The 21,921-nt window shown below is 68.0% G+C and carries 12 protein-coding genes; 6 read left to right on the plus strand and 6 right to left on the minus strand.

Features of this window, described 5'->3' with window-relative positions:
- A partial coding sequence (locus AC6LJ2_RS21995) for a two-partner secretion domain-containing protein (protein WP_498152179.1) occupies window positions 1-5,152 on the minus strand: 5,152 nt, incomplete at its 3' end.
- Between the two features lie 324 nt (window positions 5,153-5,476).
- On the opposite strand from AC6LJ2_RS21995, the gene AC6LJ2_RS22000 reads away from it, so the two are divergent.
- The 6 genes from AC6LJ2_RS22000 to AC6LJ2_RS22025 all read left to right on the plus strand — a co-directional run bounded on the left by AC6LJ2_RS22000 (window position 5,477) and on the right by AC6LJ2_RS22025 (window position 13,295).
- Entirely contained in the window at window positions 5,477-6,697 is a 1,221-nt protein-coding gene (locus tag AC6LJ2_RS22000; RefSeq protein ID WP_498152180.1) for a helix-turn-helix domain-containing protein, read from the plus strand.
- 35 nt (window positions 6,698-6,732) lie between these two features.
- Window positions 6,733-7,374 (plus strand): Vgb family protein, encoded by a 642-nt coding sequence (locus AC6LJ2_RS22005; RefSeq protein ID WP_498152181.1) that lies wholly within the window; start codon window positions 6,733-6,735, stop codon window positions 7,372-7,374.
- A gap of 253 nt (window positions 7,375-7,627) precedes the next feature.
- The gene (locus AC6LJ2_RS22010; protein WP_445656608.1) at window positions 7,628-8,605 is read left to right on the plus strand and encodes a DUF3348 domain-containing protein; all 978 of its coding nucleotides are present in this window, start codon (window positions 7,628-7,630) and stop codon (window positions 8,603-8,605) included.
- A gap of 10 nt (window positions 8,606-8,615) precedes the next feature.
- The gene (locus AC6LJ2_RS22015; RefSeq protein ID WP_498152182.1) at window positions 8,616-11,912 is read left to right on the plus strand and encodes a DUF802 domain-containing protein; all 3,297 of its coding nucleotides are present in this window, start codon (window positions 8,616-8,618) and stop codon (window positions 11,910-11,912) included.
- Window positions 11,909-12,565, plus strand: coding sequence for an OmpA family protein (locus tag AC6LJ2_RS22020; RefSeq protein WP_263915612.1), 657 nt, complete (start codon window positions 11,909-11,911; stop codon window positions 12,563-12,565). Before AC6LJ2_RS22015 ends, AC6LJ2_RS22020 begins: the two co-directional genes overlap by 4 nt.
- Window positions 12,555-13,295 (plus strand): DUF2894 domain-containing protein, encoded by a 741-nt coding sequence (locus AC6LJ2_RS22025; RefSeq protein WP_498152183.1) that lies wholly within the window; start codon window positions 12,555-12,557, stop codon window positions 13,293-13,295. The genes AC6LJ2_RS22020 and AC6LJ2_RS22025 overlap by 11 nt, the downstream gene beginning before the upstream one ends.
- A 66-nt stretch (window positions 13,296-13,361) precedes the next feature.
- Here AC6LJ2_RS22025 and AC6LJ2_RS22030 read toward each other — a convergent pair whose 3' ends face one another.
- From AC6LJ2_RS22030 to AC6LJ2_RS22050, 5 genes are all read right to left on the minus strand, one after another.
- The gene (locus AC6LJ2_RS22030; protein ID WP_498152184.1) at window positions 13,362-14,696 is read right to left on the minus strand and encodes a carotenoid oxygenase family protein; all 1,335 of its coding nucleotides are present in this window, start codon (window positions 14,694-14,696) and stop codon (window positions 13,362-13,364) included.
- Between the two features lie 81 nt (window positions 14,697-14,777).
- Window positions 14,778-15,707, minus strand: a complete 930-nt coding sequence (locus AC6LJ2_RS22035; protein WP_445656612.1) for a DUF6708 domain-containing protein — start codon at window positions 15,705-15,707, stop codon at window positions 14,778-14,780.
- Entirely contained in the window at window positions 15,707-18,343 is a 2,637-nt protein-coding gene (locus tag AC6LJ2_RS22040) for a T6SS effector BTH_I2691 family protein (RefSeq protein ID WP_263915615.1), read from the minus strand. The genes AC6LJ2_RS22035 and AC6LJ2_RS22040 overlap by 1 nt, the downstream gene beginning before the upstream one ends.
- Window positions 18,333-19,184 carry a DUF4123 domain-containing protein gene (locus tag AC6LJ2_RS22045; RefSeq protein WP_498152185.1) on the minus strand — a complete coding sequence of 284 codons (852 nt, stop codon included), beginning with the start codon at window positions 19,182-19,184 and terminating at the stop codon, window positions 18,333-18,335. The genes AC6LJ2_RS22040 and AC6LJ2_RS22045 overlap by 11 nt, the downstream gene beginning before the upstream one ends.
- A 23-nt stretch (window positions 19,185-19,207) precedes the next feature.
- Window positions 19,208-21,907, minus strand: a complete 2,700-nt coding sequence (locus tag AC6LJ2_RS22050) for a type VI secretion system tip protein TssI/VgrG (protein WP_263915617.1) — start codon at window positions 21,905-21,907, stop codon at window positions 19,208-19,210.
- Between the last annotated feature and the right edge of the window lie 14 nt (window positions 21,908-21,921).

Raw genomic sequence — 21,921 nt, forward strand, 5'->3', positions numbered from 1 at the left:
TCACGCCGGCCTGCACGGCCAGGTCGCGTGCGGCGTCCAGCACGATGTCTTTGGAAGCCAGGACCTGCGCACCCGTCATGCGGATGTCGCGCCCGCCGCTAACCAGGACGCTTTCACCGGACAACTGGGTGCCTTGGGCGGTGCTGTAGGCGCTGCTGTCGATGGTGTGAGTCGAGCGGCTGGACAGGAAACCCTTGACCTTCTGGTAGTGCTCGTCACGCACCGAACCCGATGCCACGCCGGCCGTCAGGTTGACGTCGTGCCCGGCCAACAGGGTCAGGTTCTTGTCGGCGAACACCTGGGCAGCGCGCGCATTGACGTCTTGCGCGGCCACCAACTGCAAGCTGCCGCCCGCCGACAAGGACGTGCCCACTTCCTGGCTCAAGGACAGATCGGCCCGGTTCTTGCTTTTCCAGTGGACGGAGTCCGCATAAGACTGCGTCACAGTGGTCAGATTGATGTTCCTGCCTGCCTTGATCGCGGCGTCGGACGTTGCGCTGATCGCCGCGGCCGTGGCGTTCACATCGCGCCCGGCAAAGGCATCGAGCTTGCCCGCATCGATGCGTGACACGCCGTCGATGAAGGTCGTACGGGTGCGCGCGCCGCTGGCGCTGCTCGCGGTGGTGGTCAGGTTGATGTCGCGTAAGGCGGACAGGGTGACGCTGTCGCCCTTGAGCAATCCGGCGATGTTGTCGATATCCTGCCAGGCGTTCAGGTTGACGGCCTTGCCCTGAATCGTTCCTACGTTGTTGCGCAGGCTTTGTCCCGTGACCACCAGGGCGTTGCGCGCGCCCAGGGTGCCGCTGTTGGCGACATCGCCGCCCATGTCGATGTGGACACTGCCGCCTGCGATCAACGTGCCGTCGCCACGCAGGTCGCCGGGCCTGACTGCCAGGTACACCTGCGGTGCCCATACCTTTTGCTGGCTGCCGTCGGGCAGCGTGACGGTCTGCTCGACCAGCCAGACAATGTCGCCGGTCAGATGCCGCATCTGGTCTTCTGACAACGCGGTGCCGACGGTCAGGCCGAAGCGACCGGCGAAGTCGGCGCCCGCGGCGAGCAAGGCTTTGTATTGCGTTTCGTTGTCGGTGTAGTCACCCACGTAGCGCTGGCCCGTGGCCAGCATGACCTGCTCGGCCACCAGCTTCTGTTCGTAGAAGCCATCGCCCAGGCGCTTGAGGACATAGGTGCCATTGCGGTTCAGTTGGCGAAGCAGGAAATCACTGGACGTGACGGTGCGCGAGCCCAGGAACTGGCGGTCGGTTGCGATCAGGTACGGGGCGTCTGGCGCCTGCATGACGCGGTACAGCGCGCTGGTGGGAATGACGGGCGGCAATGTCACCACGGCGACCGCGAGATTGCCCGGCAGCGACACGCGCGTGACCGTCGCCGGCGGCAAGGCCGCGGCAATCGCGCTGGCGCCAGGCGCGACACCCCCTGGGGAAATACCGGTGTTCTGCTGCGTCACTCCCAGACCGGCATCGATTTTCTCCACCGAGACGGTGACGCCATAGGGCGAGCGGTCATAGCGACGCGAGTCCCGCTTTTCGTAGGTATAGACCATCGTTCCCGAGCGCTGGACAGTGCGAGAACCCTCTGCGCCCAGGTTGGTCAACGTGCCGCCTTCGGCATTCAGGGCCCCGCCCGCGATGATCTGGCTCTTGTCGTTCTGGACGTTGCCGACCAGCCGCGCATTGCCGCCCACGATGATCTTGCCCGGATCGCTCTGCGTGACACCGGTTTCGGTTGTGATCTGCGTGACTTCGTAATAAGTGAAGTCCTTGATCATGCGGTTGTTGCGGAAGTCGGCGTTGAAGTCGCGGATCTTCTCGTTCAACGTGTCGTAGAGCTGCAGGTCGCGCTCGTAGGTGGCCTGTTGCTGGGCCAGGTCCGCAGGGCAGCGAAAGCCGCAGTCATCCGGTGACGGTGGTTTCCTGATGCCGGTGGGGCGCTCGACCTCGAAGACCGACCAGATCTTGGCGTCGGGTTTGTAGAAAAATTGGGCGGGATTGACACCGCAAGCCCCAGCATCCCCTCCGCCGCACGACGGATCTTCCGGGATATACGCCAGCCCGATCGGTGCGCTGACGCCGGCACGGCCTTGCTGGTCTTCCTGAATGCTGCTGTAGTCAAAGGGCGGGCCGTACTGGCTTTCCGGATAGCGGGTCGACGGCAGCAACAGGCGCCGTTCGTCGTACTGACCCATCCATCTGGGGCTGCGTCCGCAAATGGATTTGACGGTGTTGCAGAACCACATGCCCTCGCCGTCGATGATCTCCGTGGAGCCGTTCAAGCGGTAGAACCATTTCTCTTCGCTCTTGGTTTGAACGATGCTGCTGGTGAAATGGGTGTTCAGATTCTGGATGCTGGCCGCCGCAATGTCGGCGTTGCGTTCGGCTTCGATGGTGGCCGATTCGTTGGATAGCAACGCCGCTTGGCCAGTGGCCTTTCCGGAGACGTCCAGGGCACCGCCCACGCGCAGGTCTGCGCCGGCATAGATCAAGGCGTGTTCACGGTTGGCGAGCGTGCCGACGCCCAGGTCCAGGTCACCACGCGACGCAATGACGGCATTGGGTTCGTTGATGAGCGTCGGCGTCTGGATGCCGATGCGGTCGCCGTAAATGCGGCCGGTGTTGGTGAGGCTGCCAGCAGTGATGCGGGTGTAGCCGCCATCGATGAGGCCGGCGTTGGCCAGCAGGCCGCCGATGACCAGGGTGTTGTTGCGCAGGCCGATCAGTTCGCCGGTGGCGCGGTTGGTCAGGGTGTTGGCGGTGATCGTCAGGTCCTGGCCGGCGTGGAGCTTGCCGTCGTTGTCCAGGGTGTCGGTGGTCAGTTCCAGGGAACTGCCGGCCGTCACCGCGCCGCTGCGGTTGGTTAGGCTGTTGACCGCGAGCTTGGCGTTGGCGTCGGATGAGACGTTGCCTGACGTGTTGTCGAGTGTGCTGGTGGCAACGCTCAGGTCCTGGCCCGCGCCGATACGGCCGGATTGGTTATCGATGGCCTCGGCATTGACCGTGACCTGCTTGCCCATCACGCCCAAGGCGCTCGTCGAAGTAGGCATAGCAGCTGCTTCGGCAGAAGTCCCTGATGGGGTCGGCGTTCCTGCCTGGGCCCACGATTCCACGTTGGCCGACATTGCGGCCCCCGCACCCGCCAGACCATTGGCGAGCGTGTCGCGGTTGTTCAGGCTGCCGGCCTTCAGGGCCACGAGGTTGTCGGCCTGGATCAAGCCGGCGCGGTTGTCGAGCAGGCCTTGTGTATTGAGTGTCAGGTTGCCTGCGGCAATGAGGCCGCGGGTGTTGGACAGGGTTTGCGCGTTCAGCGTGGCTTGCCCTTGGGCGGCAACGGTACCGCCAGTGTTGTCCAGGTTGCCGGTGGTGCTGACGTCCAGTGCGCCGCCGCTGACGACCTTGCCGTCGGTGTTGGACAGGCTGGCTGCCTTGATGTCCGCTGAGCCGCCAAAGAGGCCACCGCCCTGGTTCTGCAAAGCGCCGGTATTGGCGATGGTGAGCTTGCCGTCCGCCTGCGCAACGCCGTTGCGGTTGTCCAGGCTGACCGCCTGGATATCGGCCGTGCCGCCCAAGAGCTTGCCGCCCTGGTTGTTCACGGCGCCGGCCGTTTCCACGCGCAGCGCGCCGTTGGCTTGGACGGAACCTCCCTGGTTGTTGATGCCGGCCGGTCCGCGCAGCGCGACGCTGTCGCCCGAGACGACGCCGCCTGCGGCGTTGATGATGGATTGACCGGTGATGGCCACCGCGCCGGCGCCCGCCAGGGTGCCGGCGGTGTTGTCGACCGCGCCTGCGACGTTGGCGGTCAGCCCTGCCCCGCTGGTGAGCTTGCCACCCGTGTTGTCCAGGCTGGACGCGCGCAGCAACACCGAGCCGCCGTACACGGAACCGGCGCGATTGGTGATTGCCCCATTGGCATCCAACGTCAGTGCACCGCCCGCGACGAATTTTCCGCCCGACAGACCCAGCGCATCGGCCGTGACCGTAGCGTTGCCGCCGGCCATCAGCGTGCCCGCGTTCTGCAGGCTATTGACCTGCACGCTCAGCGCGCCCAAGGGGCTAATGGAGCCATCGGCCTGCAGGCCCGCGGTGAAGGCACCGAGGTTATCCAGTTGCCGTGCCACGACACTGGCGTTGCCCGCCGAGGACATCGCGCCGGCATTGGACACCATGCCAGGCGCATTGAGCGCCAGCGCGCCGCCCGCCGTGACTGTGCCCTCGTTGACGATATCGCGCCCGCCCTGCACCGACAGATCGGTGGCGGCCTGCATGCGGCCGGACGGCAGAATCTTGACGTCGCCATTGGCGCTGACAGTCAGCGTGCCGGTCAGCGCAGCAAGGTTGCCGCCGATGTTCACGCCCACACCAGCCTCGGTGCCGATGAGCCGGATGCTGTTGGCGTACATGCCACCCAAGGCGGCCACGTCGATGGATACGCCAGTCGTAGCACCGGCGCCGGTCAGGGCCGAGACGTCGATACCGTCGTAGCCCACCCGGGCGGGTCCCGCCACCACGTTCAAGCGATCCGCCCACACCTGGGCGTTCAGTTCCAGCGTGCGCGCCAGCAGATCCAGTTGGCTCAGGTTGGCGCCGTACAGACCCGCGCCTTCGATGGCCAAACGCCCACTGGCGATATCAAAGCCCAGCGAACCATCCGGCCCCACGACCGGCTTGCCGGAAGTCAGCGTGGCGCGATTGGCGTTCAGAAAGCCGCAGCCGTTGCAGGTAATACCAGCCGGGTTGGCAACAATGACGTTCGCCCGATTGCCGGCCACTTCCAGCATGCCGCGCAACTGCGAGGGATTAGGCGCCGTGACCTGGTTCAGGATGGTGGTGGCGCGCTGGTTGCCCAGCATGGGGTTGCCGGCCACTTGCCCCGCCACCTGCGTCTGGCTGGCCGCGCCGCTGTTGTTCAGCACCACACCGGACGGGCCGACGTTGAACTGCGTGTAGTGGTTGTTGGACACCCCACCAGCCGAAGGCGGTGCGATGTTGACCACCGGCACACCGTTGGCCACGCCCACCACGGGCTTCTGCCCGCCGACGCTCTGGTCTACCGAAATCGGCAAGGTCTGCGCCAGGACGGGCGTCCAGAGCTGCGCAAAGACCAGCAAGCAGGCAATCGTGCGGCGTAACGTCGACATATCAGGCAAGACTCGGCAAAGGGGGTGAAACCACAACCGTTGCCACGACAGCCGACCTTCAGCCCGCCCAAACCCCGCGGACTATCGACAAAGCCAAAAGCACCGATCCGGAAATTGCCCGCTTACGCTACGCAATCCGAATCAGACAGAACATTGGAAGATTCTGATTTTTGGCCGACGCTGGCCCGTGATTGCAGAAGTCGGACGCAGTCCACTCATCCGTGAGTACGGAACGCCGCAGACCCAGTTTGTCCGTGACGGTGTAGATTGACGTCTTCGACCCGCCATGCAGCCCCCGCACGACAACGCCACGACCGACGCCCCATGGACTTGCTGATCACCGCCGCGGCACATGCGTTGGCTGCGGGCGACCCGCTGGGCGCCCTGGGCCGCGTGGCCTTGCGCGACGATGCGCCGGCCCTGGCGCTGCGCGGCATTGCATTGGCACAACTGGGCGACTTTGAGCGTGCCCGTTCGCTGGTGCGGCAGGCGGCGCGCAAGTTTGGCGCGCAGGCGCCCGTGGCGCGCGCCCGCTGCGTCGTGGCCGAGGCCGAGATTGCGCTGGCCTCGCGCGACCTGGCCTGGCCCACGCAATCCCTGGACGCGGCCCGACAGGTGTTGGAACGCCACGGCGATACGCGCAATGCGGCCTATGCCCAGTACCTGACCGGCCGGCGCCTGCTGTTGATCGGCCGCCTGGACCAGGCCGAGCAGACGCTGGCGACGCTGGACCCGGCCGCGTTCCCGCCAGCCTTGCGCACCGTGCATGAACTGGTGGTGGCCGGCATCGCCATGCGGCGGCTGCGCGCCGACGCGGCCCAGGCGGCCCTGGCCCGCGCCGCCCAGGCTGCGCAGGACGCGGGCATCCCCGCCTTGCAGGCCGAAGTGCGCGACGCCCAGCGTCTGCTGGATGCGGCGGCCGCGATATTGACGGCCGCCCCTGCCCCCCGCCCGCAGCGCCTGGCTGACGTCCAGGCGCTGCTCGCCTCGAACACATTGGTCATCGACGCCTGCCGCTACGCGCTGCACGGCGCGGGCCGCACGGTGGCGCTGGCCACCCGCCCCGTTCTCTTCACCCTGGCCCGGATACTGGCCGACGCCTGGCCCGCCGACGCGCCCCGCGACGTGCTGATCGAACAGGCCTTTCGCACCCGTCGCCCGGACGAAACCCACCGGGCCCGCCTGCGGGTCGAGATCGGCCGCCTGCGCGCCGCGCTCGGCCCCTTGGCGACACTGCACGCCACTCGCGGCGGGTTCGCGCTGACGCCGCCGCCGGGGCAGCAGGTTGCCGTCCTGACACCCCCCGTGCAGGACAAGCACGCTGCCGTGCTGGCGCTGTTGGGCGACGGCCAGGCCTGGTCCAGCTCGGCCCTGGCGCTGGCGCTGGATCTCAGCCAGCGCCATGTGCAGCGCGCGCTGGATGCCCTGGCCGATGCCGGCCGTGCCCAGTCGTTCGGCCGAGGCCGGGCGCGGCGCTGGATGACGCCGCCCTTGCCCGGTTTCGCGACCACATTGTTACTCCCGCTGCCGCCGCCGAATGCCTAGGATGGACACGTCAACCTCTTGAACAGGACATCGACATGAAATCCAAACCCGCAGACATCCTCCGTGAATACGGCCCCTTTCCTGGCGTCAGCCAGGTGCACGGCGTGTCCTACGACGGCAAGCGCGTGTGGATCGCCGTCGGCGAGAAACTGCACGCCCTGGACCCGGCCACCGGCGCCGTGGTGCAGTCCATCGACGTGGCGGCCCAGGCCGGCACGGCCTTTGATGGCCAACACCTGTACCAGATCGCCGGCGACGTCATCCAGAAGATCGACCCGGCCTCGGGCCGCATCCTGGGCACCATCGCCGCGCCACACGGCGAAGGCAACTCGGGCATGGCCTGGGCCGAGGGCATGCTCTGGGTCGGCCGCTACAAAGACCGCACGATCCTGCAGGTGGACCCGGCCACCGGCGCCATCCTGCGCACCATCGCCTCAGACCGCTACGTGACGGGCGTGACCTGGGTGGACGGCGGCCTGTGGCACGGCACCTGGGAAGACGACGCCAGCGAGTTAAGACACGTCGACCCGCAAAGCGGCGAGGTCCTGGAAAGCCTGGCGCTGCCGGCGGGCGTGGTTGTATCCGGACTGGAGTCGGACGGCGGCGACGTGTTCTATTGCGGCGGCGCGACCAGCGGCAAACTGCGGGCGGTGCGCAAGCCGCGCGCCCTGGCCTGAGCGGCCACCGCCGATACGGCGCGGCGCCTCTCTCTTATATAGAGAACGCGCCGCGGGCCGCCTGCCCGGCTGGCATAAATGGGGCACGACCCCGTCGGGCGCGGCGGCCGGCCCCCCCCCGCCTGGCCGGGCAAGAATCCGTCAGATTCCCCCAGTACTGACAAATTGTTGCAGCGGCAACCGCAACCCCGCCTTCCACCCCCCAGAAGGCCCCCGCCAGCGTGTAAACTCCCCCCTTTTTGACTCTGGTGGTATGTTGCAAGCCCCACAGCGCACAGGTTTAAGCGGCCCGACGCTCATTCGCTTGCTGACTCGCCTGACGGATGTCGACGTTCCGGAATCCAGGCAGCCGCTGTCGGATCATCTGAGCCAATGGCTCGGCTGGACCGACGCGATTGCGCTGTCCGCCGCCCTGAACAACCGCCCCCCGGCCATCGCGCCCGGTGCGCGCCAGTTCAGCAGCCAGGAAGAGCGCGAATGCGAGCGTGTCCGGACCACGCTGGCCGATGCCATCGCCAGCGATACCGCGGCCACGGCCGCCAAACGCGTGATCCCGGGGCAGATGCCGGCCAAGGCCGCCGCCGCCCTGCAAGCGGATGACGCCGATTACGCGAATTTCCGTCAGCGCTATCTGTCGTTGCAGCACACGATGGAAACCAGCATCGGTAACCTGCGCAGCCGCCTGCGCGGCATGGTCGCGGCCAAAACGCCCGAAATGACGCGGCTGGCGGTGGTGGATGCCATCATGGACCGCGCCCTGCTGCCGCGCGAACGCACCCTGCTGGGCGCGATTCCAAAGCTGTTGCAGGGGCATTTCGACCGGCTGCGGCTGGCCGAGAAAGCGGCGCTGGACGACGTCGCGGCGCAGGCCGAGGCGCTGGCCCTGGCGCAGGCCGAAGCCGAGGCGCAGGCGTTGGCCGACGCGGAGGCCGAGGCCAACGCCGAAGTCGAGGACAACGCGGAAGGCGACGCCAAGGCAGATGCCGAAGGCGCCCCCCAGGCCGACGCGCAAGCGGACGCCTCGCCGGCCGATGCCTCGCCGGCCGGTGCCGCGGCGGCGGGCGGCGACGCAAGACCCGCGGGGACGCCCCCGCAAGCCACCTTGACGGCGCCCACGCCGGGCGCCTGGCTGGAGACGTTCCGCAAAGACATGCGCAGCGTGCTGCTGGCCGAATTGGATGTTCGTTTACAACCGGTGGAAGGGCTGCTTGCGGCCCTTCGCGCCAGCTAACCGGGACACTATGTCCAAGTATCTGATCAATATCGTTGTTTTCCTCAGCGGCCTGGCCGTGGCCGGCTGGATCGGCGCGGGCTACGCGGGCACCAATCCCCTGGCGCTGGCGGTCACCCTGCTGATCTGTGCCTGCTACCTGGCCGGCGCGCTTGAACTGCTGCGCTACCAGCAGGCCACGGCATCGCTCAGACGCGCGGCCAGCGGTCTGTCGCAGCCGCCCGCCAGCCTGGGCGCCTGGCTCGACACCCTGCACCCCAGCCTGCGCAGCGCCGCTCGTCTGCGCATCGAAGGCGAACGCGTGGGCCTGCCCGGCCCGGCGCTGGCGCCGTACCTGGTCGGCCTGCTGGTACTGCTGGGCATGCTGGGCACCTTCCTGGGCATGGTGGTGACGCTGCGCGGCACGGGCACGGCGCTGGAAAGTGCGACCGACCTGGCCGCCATCCGCGCGTCGCTGGCCGCCCCCGTGAAGGGCCTGGGCTTTGCCTTCGGCACCTCGATCGCGGGCGTCGCCACCTCGGCCATGCTGGGCCTGCTGGCCGCACTGAGCCGCCGCGACCGCATCCAGGCCGCGCAACTGCTCGACAGCAAGGCCGCCACCACGCTGCGCATCTACACCCAGCAGCACCAGCGCGAAGAAAGCTTCAAGCTGCTGCAACGGCAGGCCGAAGTGCTGCAACGGCAGGCCGAAGCCATGCCCACGCTGGTCGACCGCCTGGACGCCATGATGCGCAACATGGAACAGCAGAGCCAATCGCTGAACGAGCGCCAGCTGGCCAGCCAGGACGCGTTCCAGGGCAAGGCCGAAGCCGCCTATGCGCGCCTGGCCGCCGTGATGGAACAGTCGATGAAGGAAAGCGTGGCCGAAAGCGCCCGCTCGGCTGGCGAGGCGCTGCAGCCTGCCGTGCAGGCCACCCTGGCCGGCCTGTCGCGCGAAACCGCCACGCTGCATGGCGCGGTGACCGACGCGGTGCAGCGCCAGCTGGACGGCCTGACCACCGGCCTGCAGGCGGCCACCGCCAACGTCGCGGGCATCTGGAACCAGGCCCTGGCCGGCCAGCAGGCCGCCAGCGAAACCCTGGCGCAGGACCTGCGCAATTCGCTGGACCGCTTTGCCCAGACCTTTGAACAGCGTTCGGCCGCCCTGCTCGATGGCGTGTCCGCGCGCCTGGAAGCCTCGTCGGGCACCATGTCCGAGGCCTGGCATACGGCGCTGTCGCGCCAGGAACAGGCCAGCGAAAAGCTGGCCGGCGAAAACCTGCAAGCCCTGACGGCGGCGGCCGCCAGCTTCGAACAGCATTCGGCGTCGCTGCTGCGCACGCTGAACCAGTCGCACACCGTCCTGCAATCCGAACTGGCTTCGCGCGACCAGCAACGCCTGGCCGCGTGGACCGAAACGCTGGGCGCCATGTCCGCCACGCTGCGCCAGGAATGGCAGGCCGCGGGCGCGCAAGCCGCCGACCGCCAGCAGGAAATCAGCCTGGCGCTGGCCCGCACCGCCCAGGACCTGACCGCCCACGCGCACACCCAGGCCGGCCTGCTGGACAGCGTATCCGCCCGCCTGGAAACCGCCGCCGGCAAGGTGTCGGCGCAATGGCACGAGGCGCTGGCCCGCCAGGCCGAGGTCAGCGACAAGCTGGCCGGCGACAACCGCGAGGCCCTGGCCGCTGCCGCCGCCACCTTCGAAACGCATTCCGCGTCGCTCTTGCGCTCGCTGGATCAGTCGCACACCGATCTGCAGGCGGCCCTGGCCGCGCGCGACGAACAGCGCCTGGCCGCCTGGGCCGGCACGCTGGGCGCCGTGGCCGACAAGCTGGGCCGCGCATGGGAAGAAGCGGGCACGCAAGCCGCCGCGCGCCAGCACGAGATCAGCCAGGCCCTGGCGCAGACCACCCAAGACCTGGCCGCCCGCAGCGAGGCGCAAGCCGCCCTGCTCGACACCGTGGCCGCGCGCATCGAATCGGCGGCCGGCGGCGTGACCCAAGCCTGGACCGACGCGCAGGTACGCCAGGAACTGACCAGCGAGAAACTGGCCAGCGACAACCAGCAGGCCCTGGCCACCGCCGCGGCCGCCTTCGAGGCGCATTCGGCGTCGCTCTTGCGCACGCTGGACCAGTCGCAGGCCGACCTGCACGCCGCCCTGGCCGCCCGCGACGAACAACGCCTGGCCGCCTGGAACGACTCGCTGGGCGAGCTGGCCGCCAAGCTGGGCCACGAATGGCGCGAGGCCGGCGCGCAGACCGCCGCCCGCCACCAGGAACTCGGCCAGTTGCTGAGCCAGACCGCACAGGACCTGACCGCGCAGACCCAGGCCCAGGCCGCCCTGCTGCAAGACGTGTCGACCCGCCTGGAGACGGCCGCTGCCCGCGTGACCGACGCCTGGACCGAGGCCCAGGTGCGCCAGGAACTGACCAACGAAAAGCTGGCCAGCGACAACCAGCAGGCCCTGACCACCGCGTCGGCCGCGTTCGAACAGCACTCGGCCTCGCTGCTGCAGACGCTGGGCCAATCGCAGGCCGGCCTGCAGGCCGAGCTGGCCTCGCAAGACCAGGCGCGCCTGGCCGCGTGGACCGACAAGCTGGGCGCCATGGCCGACGCCCTGCGGCAGGAATGGGAACAGGCCGGCGCCCGCAGCGCCAGCCTGCAGCAAGAGATCTGCGCCACGCTGGCCCAGACCGCTGACAGCATCGCCGCCCAGACCGAAGCCCACGCCAACGGCACCATCGCCGAAATCAGCCACCTGGTGCAAGCCGCCTCGGAAGCCCCGCGCGCCGCCGCCGAGGTCATCGGCGAGCTGCGCCAGAAGCTGTCGGACAGCCTGGCCTACGACAACGCCATGCTGGAAGAACGCAACCGCCTCCTGGACACGCTGGCCACGCTGCTGGATGCCGTCAACCATGCCTCCAGCGAACAGCGCACCGCCGTGGACGCGCTGGTGTCGTCGTCCGCCGACCTGCTGGACCGCGTGGGCGCGCAGTTCACCGACAAGGTCGATGCCGAAGCCGGCCGCCTGACCGACGTGGCCGACCAGGTGGCCAGCAGCGCCATCGAAGTGGCCAGCCTGGGCGATGCCTTCGGCGCCGCCGTGCGGCTTTTCGGCGAGTCCAACGATTCGCTGGTGGCGCACCTGCAACGCATCGAAGCCGCGCTGGACAAGTCCATCGCCCGCGGCGACGAGCAACTGGCCTACTACGTGGCGCAAGCCCGCGAAGTCGTGGACCTGAGCACGCAGTCGCAGAAGCAGATCATTGAAAACCTGCGCCAGCTGGCCACCCAACGCGCCGCCGCCGGCGCAGAAGCCGCATGAGCGCGGGCGAAGACATCGACGGCGGCGTCGAACCCGCCGTGCCGACCTGGGCCGTGTTCGGCGACCTGATGTCGGTGCTGCTGGGCGCGTTCGTCCTGATCCTGGTCAGCGTGGTGGCCGTGCAGCTCCAGCTGTCCACCCAGCTCGAACAAGAGGTCAAGCAGCGCCAGGAAGAAACCCAGCGCCGCCAGACGCTGGAACAGGCCCTGGCCGCGCCGCTGGCCGCCGGCCGCGTGACGCTCATCAACGGCCGCATCGGCATCAGCGGCAGCGTGCTGTTCGCGCTCAATTCCGACCAATTGCAGCCCGAGGGCCGCGAGGTCCTGAAAAGCCTGATCGAGCCGCTGTCGGCCTACCTGAAGGCCAACAACGAAATCCTGATGGTCAGCGGCTACACCGACGACCAGCAGGTGCGCGAAGGCAACCGCCGTTTCGCCGACAACTGGGACCTCTCGGCCCAGCGCGCGCTGACCGTCACGCGCGCCCTGATCGACGAGGGCGTGCCGTCGGCGTCCGTGTTTGCGGCCGCGTTCGGCTCGGAACAACCGGTGGCGTCCAACGCCGACGAAGCGGGCCGCGCCAAGAACCGCCGGGTCGAGATCACCCCCATCCCCAAGCCGTCCAACGGCGAGGAGCCGCCACGTGGGCAGTGACGGCAGCCTGGGCCCGACGACGCCAGACCCGGCCACCGACATCGGCACGCTGCCGGACGCCTGCGCCACGCTGCAAGCCTGGCGCGAGCGCGGCGACGACCGCCTGGACCCGATCGCGTTCCACGTCATCGACGCCCTGGCGCGCCGCGTGGCCGACCAGCACGGCGCCGTGCGGCAACGGCTGGATGAACGGCTGGCGCAGTTGATGCAGGCCTACGCCGAGCGCCTGCCTCACCTGGCAGACCCATATCTGGCTGCCCCACATCTGGCAGCCCCTAATCAGGCCGTCCCGCAAGCTCAGGCCGCCCCTCAAGTCCAGGCGACCCCGCGCCCGCGCGGCCCCCTGGCCGAGCTGGCCGCCTTTCTGGCCTACCCCGGCGAAGCCGGCGACGACCCCGATGCCGCCGCCGCGCAAGCGCGCCGCGACGCCTACCCCGACCTGCCCGCGCTGGATTACTTTCGCGAAGTCTGGTCGGGCCTGAGCGCCGACCGGCAGGTGCGCCAGTCGCAAGAACAGGTGCACAAGAACGCCGGACCGCTCAATTCGAACCAGCTGGTGCACCGCGCCCTGTCGCTGATGCGCGAGCTGTCGCCCGGCTACCTGCAGCAGTTCGTGGCCTACACCGAGACCCTGGCCTGGATGGAACAGGTCACGGCCGCGGCCGTGCCGGCGCCCGCCAAAGACGCGCCGCGCGCCGCCAAGAAGACCAGCCGGACCAAGGCCCGCTGAGCGCAGCGGCCTGGCCTGACGGCCGCTTGCCCAGCCAGGCGTCACTGCCTTCAGCCAGAAAGCGTCCTAAGCCGTTTCCCTGGGCAACCACGCGCCATGGAACCCGGCAGGAATCCGGCTGGGCAAGCGCACCGTCGCGAGCGGCCCGGCTTGCAGATCGCGCCCGTCCAGCACCACCACGTCGCTGGTATCGCTGGCCTGGCGGTACACGCACACCAAGACCCAACCATCGTCTTCATCCCGCGCCCCGGGGCGCGGCACGAACACCGGTTCGCTGTTCTGGTCGCCCGGCGCCACCCGATATTGCTGCGTCGCCCCCGTCGCCAGGTCGTAACGCACCACGCCGCGCATTTCCTGGTTGTTCGGCTGCTGCACCGCATAGACGTAGCGGTAGGGTCGCCCCGTCCTGCCCTCGTTGATGCGCGGCAGCTCGATGCCCGCCTCGTCCAGTGCACGCTCGCTGACCGTGCCGCGCGCCAGATCGATCTCGTAGCGCCACAGCACGCCCAGCGGGTTCTCTTCAAAATCCGCACCGCTGCCCGACAGCCGCAGGTACTCCGGATAGCGCACCACGTCCAGCACCACCGTCGTGTCATCCGCCTCGTACGCATTCACCCCGTGCAGGATGAAACACGGCGCCACCTCGAACCAGCGCACCGGCCCGCCGTGGCGCGGGATCACGCCCAGCCGCGACAGGCGTTCGTCATGCCAGCGCAGCGGCATGCGGTAGCCGCGTTGCAGCAGGGAAAAGTCGTACGCCACGTTCAGGTCCAGCAGGATGCTGTAGCGCGCCGTGATCGCCATGTCGTGCATCATCGACGGCCCCGGCACCTCGATCAGCTGGTCCACCAGGGGCTGGCCGTCCGGGCCCGCCACGCCGTAGCGCAGCCACGGCTGTTCCCAATGGGACCGGAAGCTCATCAATTCCCCCGTCCGGGGGTCGACCTTGGGATGCGCCGTCATGCCTGCCGCCAGGCCGGGATGGCGCTGGCTGGCGCCGCCGAAATCCAGCCCCGGCGTCATCACAAGCGGCGCGCCGCCCTCGGCCAGCGCCAGGGTCTCACCGGCGTGGCGCAGCACGTTGACGTTGGGGTTGGTGTCCGGCAAGCCGTCCGCCTGCTCTGGTGCATGTACACGCGCCCAGGTGCGGGTGCGGGCCCAGCGGTTGCGGTAGCCGACCGCCCGGCCATCCCGAAATTCAATCGCGTGCAGCATCGCCGGCTGGGGCCACCACGACAGCACGTCGTTGCCCTCGAAGCGCCCACCCAGCGGATTGGGGCCGTTGCGGACCAGTACGCCGTCCAGCCCGGGCGGCAGCTCGCCGTCCACGGGCAGGTCCGTCAGATCGGTTTCATGGGCCAGCGCCGCGGTGGCGCCGGTGTTCAGATCGAATGTGCTCATGCTTGCGTCCTTTGCGGCGAAATGTCGCAGGACGCATTTTTACCCGGATTAAATTAATCCGTCAATATTACCCGGGTTTAATTATCGCAAGTCTTCCGGGTTCATCGACGCATCGCGCACGTACGGATCGCCCGGCTCAGGCTGCAGCGTCGCTTCGATCTCGGGGGGAAACGCCGGTATCTTGCTGGTCTGCATCACCACCCAGCGCATGATGGCGTGCAGGTAGTTGAAGGGGGCCGCGAGCACGTACATGAGTCCAGGCGTCTGGGCGTCGTTGGCGAAGACGCGTTCCTTGCTGAACGCGAAGCGCTCGCGCTTGCCGTCCACCGGCATGCAATACAGCACGGCGTCCAGCACCGCCTGCGGCCCTTCTTCCATGTAGCGGCGCAGGAATTCCCAGTGGGAATAGGCGTTTTCGACGCGGCTGGTGGCGATGCAGAACGAAAACGTCTCCTTCACGGTGACGCCATCCGGGTCCAGGATCAGCCCGCGGATATCCCAATTGCGCATGCCGAACGCGGCCTTGCCGCGGCCCAGCGTGAAGTAGATCTTGTCCCAGGGCGCGGTCAGCACGGTGCCATCCAGCCGGAACACATGCACCAGGCGGCGCTTTCGGTCCAGCGCGATGGGGTAGTATGTCCAGCGGAACATCTCTTTGCAGGCGACCCAGGCCCCCAGGGCGCCCACCACCGCGAACATCGCCATGCCGAAGAAAACCGCTTCCCAGAGGCCGTTCTCGTTGGGCAGGTCATCCACCACCAGGATCCAGGCCAGCTTCAGGATGACGCCAATGCCGAAGGCCACGCCTATCGCGCCGAGCAGGGCCACGAAACCGCGCCACCCGTACCAGCGGTCCACCGACAGCAGGCTGTTGGAATTCATCTTCACCACGCACAACTGCGCCAGCAGCGGGACGTCCAGGCGCTTTTTCTGCAGCAGCCGGTGCTCGCGGTCGAATTCTGTCAGGGGACGGTTGTTGGGAAACCGGGACAGCAACCCCGTGAAGTCCATCACTCCCCTCCCAGTGCCACACGCAGACTGTTCACTTCTTGCTGCACTCCATAGTAGTAATCGGCGCCGGCCTGCCCCTGCAGCTTGCCCCACAGGCACCGCTTGAGCCATTCATCGATCTTGTTGCCTTTGAATTTCTCGATCAGCACCGCCACGACGATCAGCAGGACGGCGGCGATCAGCCCCACAACGGTCCACGACATGGCGAACGCGCCCACGACAATCAGGCTCAGCCCCCCCGAGGCCAGGTACAGGCCGCCCATCCAGCCGTTTTTCTCGATCATGATCTGATCCAGGCCGGATTTCACGTCGAACGCGGCCATGAGCACGCCGGTCACCACCCCCGTGCGGCTGCCCCAGCGCATCAGCAGCGTCGTGGTGGATTCGAGCCCCAGGCCCATCCCCAAGCGCATGCCGGCGGCCATCCGGCCCTTGAGCGCCATGCCCAGGACCTCCGCCACCGACCCGCCAGCCGATGCGATGCCAATCACGAACTTCCAGCTTGCATCGGTGCGTTCGTGCGGCATGGCCGATTCCAGATCGCTCCAGAGCTTGTACACCGCCACGGTCTGGAACAGGCAACTGACGACGCCGACCCGGACATCCGTGGTGATCGTCGTGCGCCAGCGCGACAGTTCCCTGGCCTCGTATTCTTCCATCGTCATGGACGTCTGCGCCAGCATCCTGGCCCGGTCGGCCGCCCGGCCTTCCCGGGGCACGCTGGCCGCCGCTTCCCTGTCCACCAGCATGAACCAGCGCTTCTTGTCGGTGCCTTCCAGCTGTTCGCCGCGCACTTCCAGCCGCCGCAATTCGTCGGCCACGGCGCGCTCCATCTGCCGCATGTTCACCTGGCCGCCATGCTGGCGCATGAGTTCGCGGATCAGCGCGGCACGGAAGGTCTTCTTGCCGCCCTCGACTTCGACAATCACCACGTCGTGGCGCGACAGCAAGCCCAGGTACATGGCCAGCTTGCGCGCAATCGAGCTGTCCACGCCCAATCGCAGCACCTGCACCACCGGGCCCATGATCTGTTCGAGCAGGCGCGCCGTCTTGTCCATCTGGCCTTCGCTCAGCACCTTCAGGCCGGTCTTGTAGGCCTCGTGCAGGTTACCCCAGGGAATGGCCTTCCAGTCCAGGGCGGCCTCGTGCGCCTCGACCACCTTCTTGATCACGAAATCCTGGTTGTGGAACATGGCGCGCAAAAGCAGATTGCGCGTGTCTTCGGGATCGCCTTGCAGCCATTCGACATACTGCTTGAAGCAGACGCGCTTGTCCTGGGTGCCGTCGATGCACAAGGAAAACACGGTCTGGAAGACCTCACCGCTATCGGCGCTGTTGACGTCGTAGTTGCACTCGAAGCCGTTGAACGTATCGCCGCAGGTGATCCAGGCCACGTGCGCCTTCGCCATCGGCACGATGGTGGCGGCGTCGAATTTGGTCAGGCGCTCGTCGAAATCCTTCTGCCATGCCCGGCGCGCGTTCTCGTCGTAGTTGTCGAAGTACTTCTTCCAGGCATCCCAGCGCACCGTCCGGCGCTCCTGCTCGGTCGGGTGGCGGTAGTTCTCGGCCTCGGCCATGCGCTCTTTCTGGCGGTCCGGGTTGATCATGTCCAGCACCAGCTGGCCGATCGCCAGGCCGCCGGCGCTGCCGCCGCCGCCGGCGCCCGCCATGTTGGGGCTGGTCGTGCCATAGACCGAATAATTGGACGCATCCTTGGCGCGGTCGCGCAGCAGATCGTTTTCGGCGGCCTGCATGATGATCTCGCTGACCGACTCGATCGACTTCGATACCGTCAGCGGACGCAGGTCTTCCTTGTTCGACACGAAATCGTCAAAGCGCAGGCGCATCAGCCGCGCCAGGTCCTGCAGGATGCCGGTGCTGTCCGGCAGCGCCAGCATCAGCCCCTTGCCGGGCAGGAACGCCTCGGCGGCGTTCTCGATCATCTCACCCATCCAGCCCTTCACGTCGTAGTAGCCGACGGTGCTCCAGCCCAGCATCTGCTGCTTCTGTTGCAGATCGAGCTCGCGCTTGCGATGCACCACGTATTCGGCCGCCGTGTCCTTCAGGCTCTTGATGCTCTTGGCGTTGGCGTGCTGGCCGCTGGACAGCCAGGCCTGCACGTCGAACTTGAACATGTGGCGCTCGCGCATATCGGCGCCGCGCCGGCCCTTGTGGGCCTTGCACACGTCCTTGGTCCACTGCACGTCCGAAAACGTCAGCCACACGAACGTGGCCTTGCGCGCGTTGGGGATGGTCAGCAGCGAGGCCTTGGCTTCGTGATCCATCGTGCAGGTGAACGTGCGGTCGCAGTTCTCCACCGGCTTGTCGATATCGAAGTTGTACAGCGTGCCGTTCTCGTTGACGTAGTAGCCCTTGAGTTCCGAGCGCGCTTCGTCATACATGTACAGATAGCCGGGGCGCAGCAGGCGCACGCCGTAGCGCGCGCTGTCGCCCAAGGGCCGCTCTGCCAGTTGCGGCATGTTCAGGTCGCCTGCCAGCGCCGGGGACGGGTCCTCTTTCTTGAGCACCGCGTAGCGCAGCGGCATGATGGGCAGGCCGACCCGGTGAAACGGGCAATCTTCTTCGCAATCGATCGATGAACGCTTCTTTCCGCATTGCTTCACATCATCGGCCATCGGGCTCTCCAGTTCGTTCCAGATCCGTGCGCACGCGGGCCCAGTCGTCATCCGACAGGTCCTGGACCGCGGCAAGGTAGGGGTAGTCATCATCCGGCTGCATCGCCGCCAGGCATTCGCGCACCCGTTCGTGGCGATGGAAGGCGGGGTGCACCGACAGCCCGTGCCGGGCAAACGCCTTGCGTTCCTGCGCCGTCGCCAGGCCCAGTTCGCGGGCCGTGCGGAAATGGTCCATCACGGTCCTGCCCAGCGCGATGCGGCGGTCAGGCGCCAGGCCGTCCAGGCCGGACAGCACTTCATTCAATGGCTGCACCTGGGTCAGCGCGAACGACTGCTCGTCACTGAGCCGCAGACGCGGCGCCGCCTCGGCCTCGGGCCGATCCAGCGCGCGCCACTCGCCATCCAGGTGAAACAGAAAGCGCTGCACCGGGCCGCACAGCCAGGCCAGCTGGCCCGGGTCCAATATCCACGACACCTGGACCAGCACGCGCGGATCAAAAAAGCGGAAAAAGCACGGCCCCTGCCCGGCGATGTCGACGATCATGCGCGACCGGCAATGCGCCGCCACGGCATCGGCGGGACGATCGGCTTGCAGCAGCAGCGCCAGCCACAGGTCGTCGCCGTCATGCGCCGCCTGGTTCAGGCTGGCCAGCACCTGCGTCCTGCCCGCCACGTCCAGGGCGGACAGATCCAGCAGCCGCGGCATCAGCCCGGGCATCTTGCGCAGCGCGGGCGGCACCAGCGCCTGGGCCCGCGCCGCCGCCAGAGGCGGTACGCCACGCGTCTGCTCATCCTGGATCAGGCCGAGGCCATAGGTACACAACGTCTGATAATCGAGCATGCCGCCGTCCATGTCGTGCCGGCCTAGCCCAGCGGCACGACGGCACCGCCCTGCTGGGCCGCGCCGCGCACGCGTGCTTCGCACAAGGGGCTGGCTTCGTTGAAGTTCAGGTTCGCCTGCGTGGTCTGTGGCCCGACCCAGCTGTGCGCGCCCGCCTTGAGCTCGACCTTGCCGGGGGCGTGCAGCTGGATGCCGCCGCCCTCCAGCCGCACGTAGGCGCCGCCGGCGGTGGCCAGCACGCGCTCCTTGCCCTGCACCAGCACGGCCGCGCTGGCCGACGCGATGGTCACGGCCTTCTCGGCCGTCAGGGTCATCTTGGCGCCCTGGCTGTGCAGGCGCAGCTTGCCGCCCGCCGCATGCAGCCGCAGGCCACGGTCCTGCACCGCACGGCTGCCGCCCGCCTCCTGGCCCAGTGTGAACAGCACCACGCCGGACGCCACCCCCATCGCCAGATGCGCGCTGCTCACCCAGTTCACGTCCGGCGCCACCTGCGCCAGCGTGCCCCCGGCCACCACGAATGCGTTGCCGGGCGTGTATTGCCCGATGCCGCTGGGCGCGCTCACCTGGATGTGCGGCTCGCTGTAGGCCGCCACCTTGACCGCGCCGCCCTGTGCAGCGGCATCGTCCTGGGTGGCCTCGACCACGTCGCGCACGTGCGTCAGGCCCTCGTGCACCGGCAGGGCCTGCGGGTCGCCATCCAGAATCGCTTTCTGCTTGATCGCGATATCGCCCAGTTCCTTGGCCGATTCCAGCGCGGCGTCGATCTGCCTGGCGGCCTCGGCGCTGTCCAGCAGCGCGCCCTCGGCGTTCTCGCGCAAGTCGGCGCTGATCAACAGGCCCTGGCCGCCGCGCAGCGCCACGGCTTCCTTGGTCGACAGCTCGGCGCCGTGGCCCAGGTCTTCCAGGCGTTCGTTGTCGCGCTGCTGCTTGACGTGCCCCAGGTTCAGGCGGGAATCGGCCTGCGTGGTCGACGCGGTCAGGCGCGACTGGCCGGGCGTGTCGTCCTGCACCAGCTGGTTGTAGCCGCCCGTGCCCGCGCCGCTGGTCGACAGCGCCTGGGTCTTGAAGCCGGACATCACCGCGTTGTGGGCATGGCCTTCACTGCCGCCCGCGAACCAGGCCGGCGCGTTGCCGGTGGCGTTGGCCCCGCCCGCCTGCACCTGGTTGTGCGAGGCGTCTTCGGCGCCCTCGCCGTTGTACAGCGCGCCCACCACCACGGGGCGGTCGATGTCGCCATGCAGGAACTCCACCAGCACTTCCTGCCCGACGCGCGGCACGAAATGGCCGCCCCAATCGCCGCCGGCCACCGGTTCGGCCACGCGCACCCAGGTACCCAGCTCATCCTTGGCCGGCGCGTTCTCTTCGCCCGACGGATGTGCCAGCCGGCTGCTGGAGGCCTTGCCGCGCTGCCAGTGAAACTGCACCTTGATGCGGTGGTCGCGGTCGGTGTGCACCGGTTCCTCGGCCCCCACGACCAGCGCCGTCTGGGCGCCGAACACGGTGGGACGCGGATGGATGCGCACGCCATGGCCGTCCTGCGTCGCGGGGCGGAATTCGGTATCGCTGCCGATGCAGGTGAAGGTATTGCGGTAGAAATCGGCGTCTTCGTCAGCGTTGCCGCCCAAGGCTTCGCTCACCGCGCGGCCCAGGTCCGCGTCGAAGTTGTTGCGCGCCTGGTGCGTGATCGCGATCACCACGAAGGTGGACGGGCCGCCCTGCTGGTAGTGGCCGGTCAGCTCGAAACGCTGCCCCGGTGCCAGCGTGCGCACGGTACCCGCGCCTTGCACGCTGTGCTGGCGCACGCGCAGCGCGGCCAGCGCGTTGTGCGCCAGCCGTTCGCCCTGCGCACTGTCTTCGTAGGCATATTGGCCGGGGTAGTCGTCGCTGGCCAGTTCCAGCGCGTTTGCCAAGTTGCCGGCGTCAGCCTGTGCCGACACGGGCCGCGACTGGGCGCTGCGGTAGTCCCAGCTGGCCATGCGCACGGCATTGGTCTGCCAACGCTGGCGCGGGCTCCAGCGCTGGATGCTGTCTTCGGTTTCGGTCACGTCGGCGCGCGCAAACCGCACACTGGCCTGCGGGCCCGGCTTGAAGGCATCGTTGTGGTCGGCGATGACCAGGGTGTGGCCGTCGTCCGCGTGCTCGACCCAATAGAACAGCCCTTCTTCGGCCAGCAGGCGTTCGACGAAGGCGTAGTCGGTTTCGCGGTACTGGATGGTCAGGCTGCGCTTGACGTAGGCGGCGCGATCCTGCACGTCCCAGCGCCATTGCGGCGCCAGCGTGCCCTGGCCCTTGTAGTCGCCGAAAATGCTCTCGACGATGTCGATCACCGTCTTGTCCTGGTAGGCAAAGCTGTCGCGCCGCGCGCGCAGGAACGCCAGCCAGGGTTCCACCGTCAGGCCGTAGCGCGCCAGGCCGCCGTTGGCGCCCAGGAAACGCGCCGCCGTCGCATGGCCATGCCACAGGCGCGGCTGTTCGCGATCCAGCGCCGTCTGCAAGCGCAGCGTGATCGGCTGGCCCAGCAAGGCCTTCAGCGGAATATGCGCGTCGTCCGACAGCGCGGTGATTTCCAGCCGGCAGGCGCCGCCGCTCAGCTGTTCGGTGGCCGACAAGGTCTCGGCCACCAGGCGGTTCTCGCCCAGCGGCGTGCGCAGGTCCAGCAGGCGGTTGGCCTGCACGATACCGGCGGTCGACAGGCGGGAAAGTCCGGAAGCATCCTGGGGCATGGTCGCGGCTCCGG

Source organism: Achromobacter sp. 1014246743 (assembly GCF_059760725.1).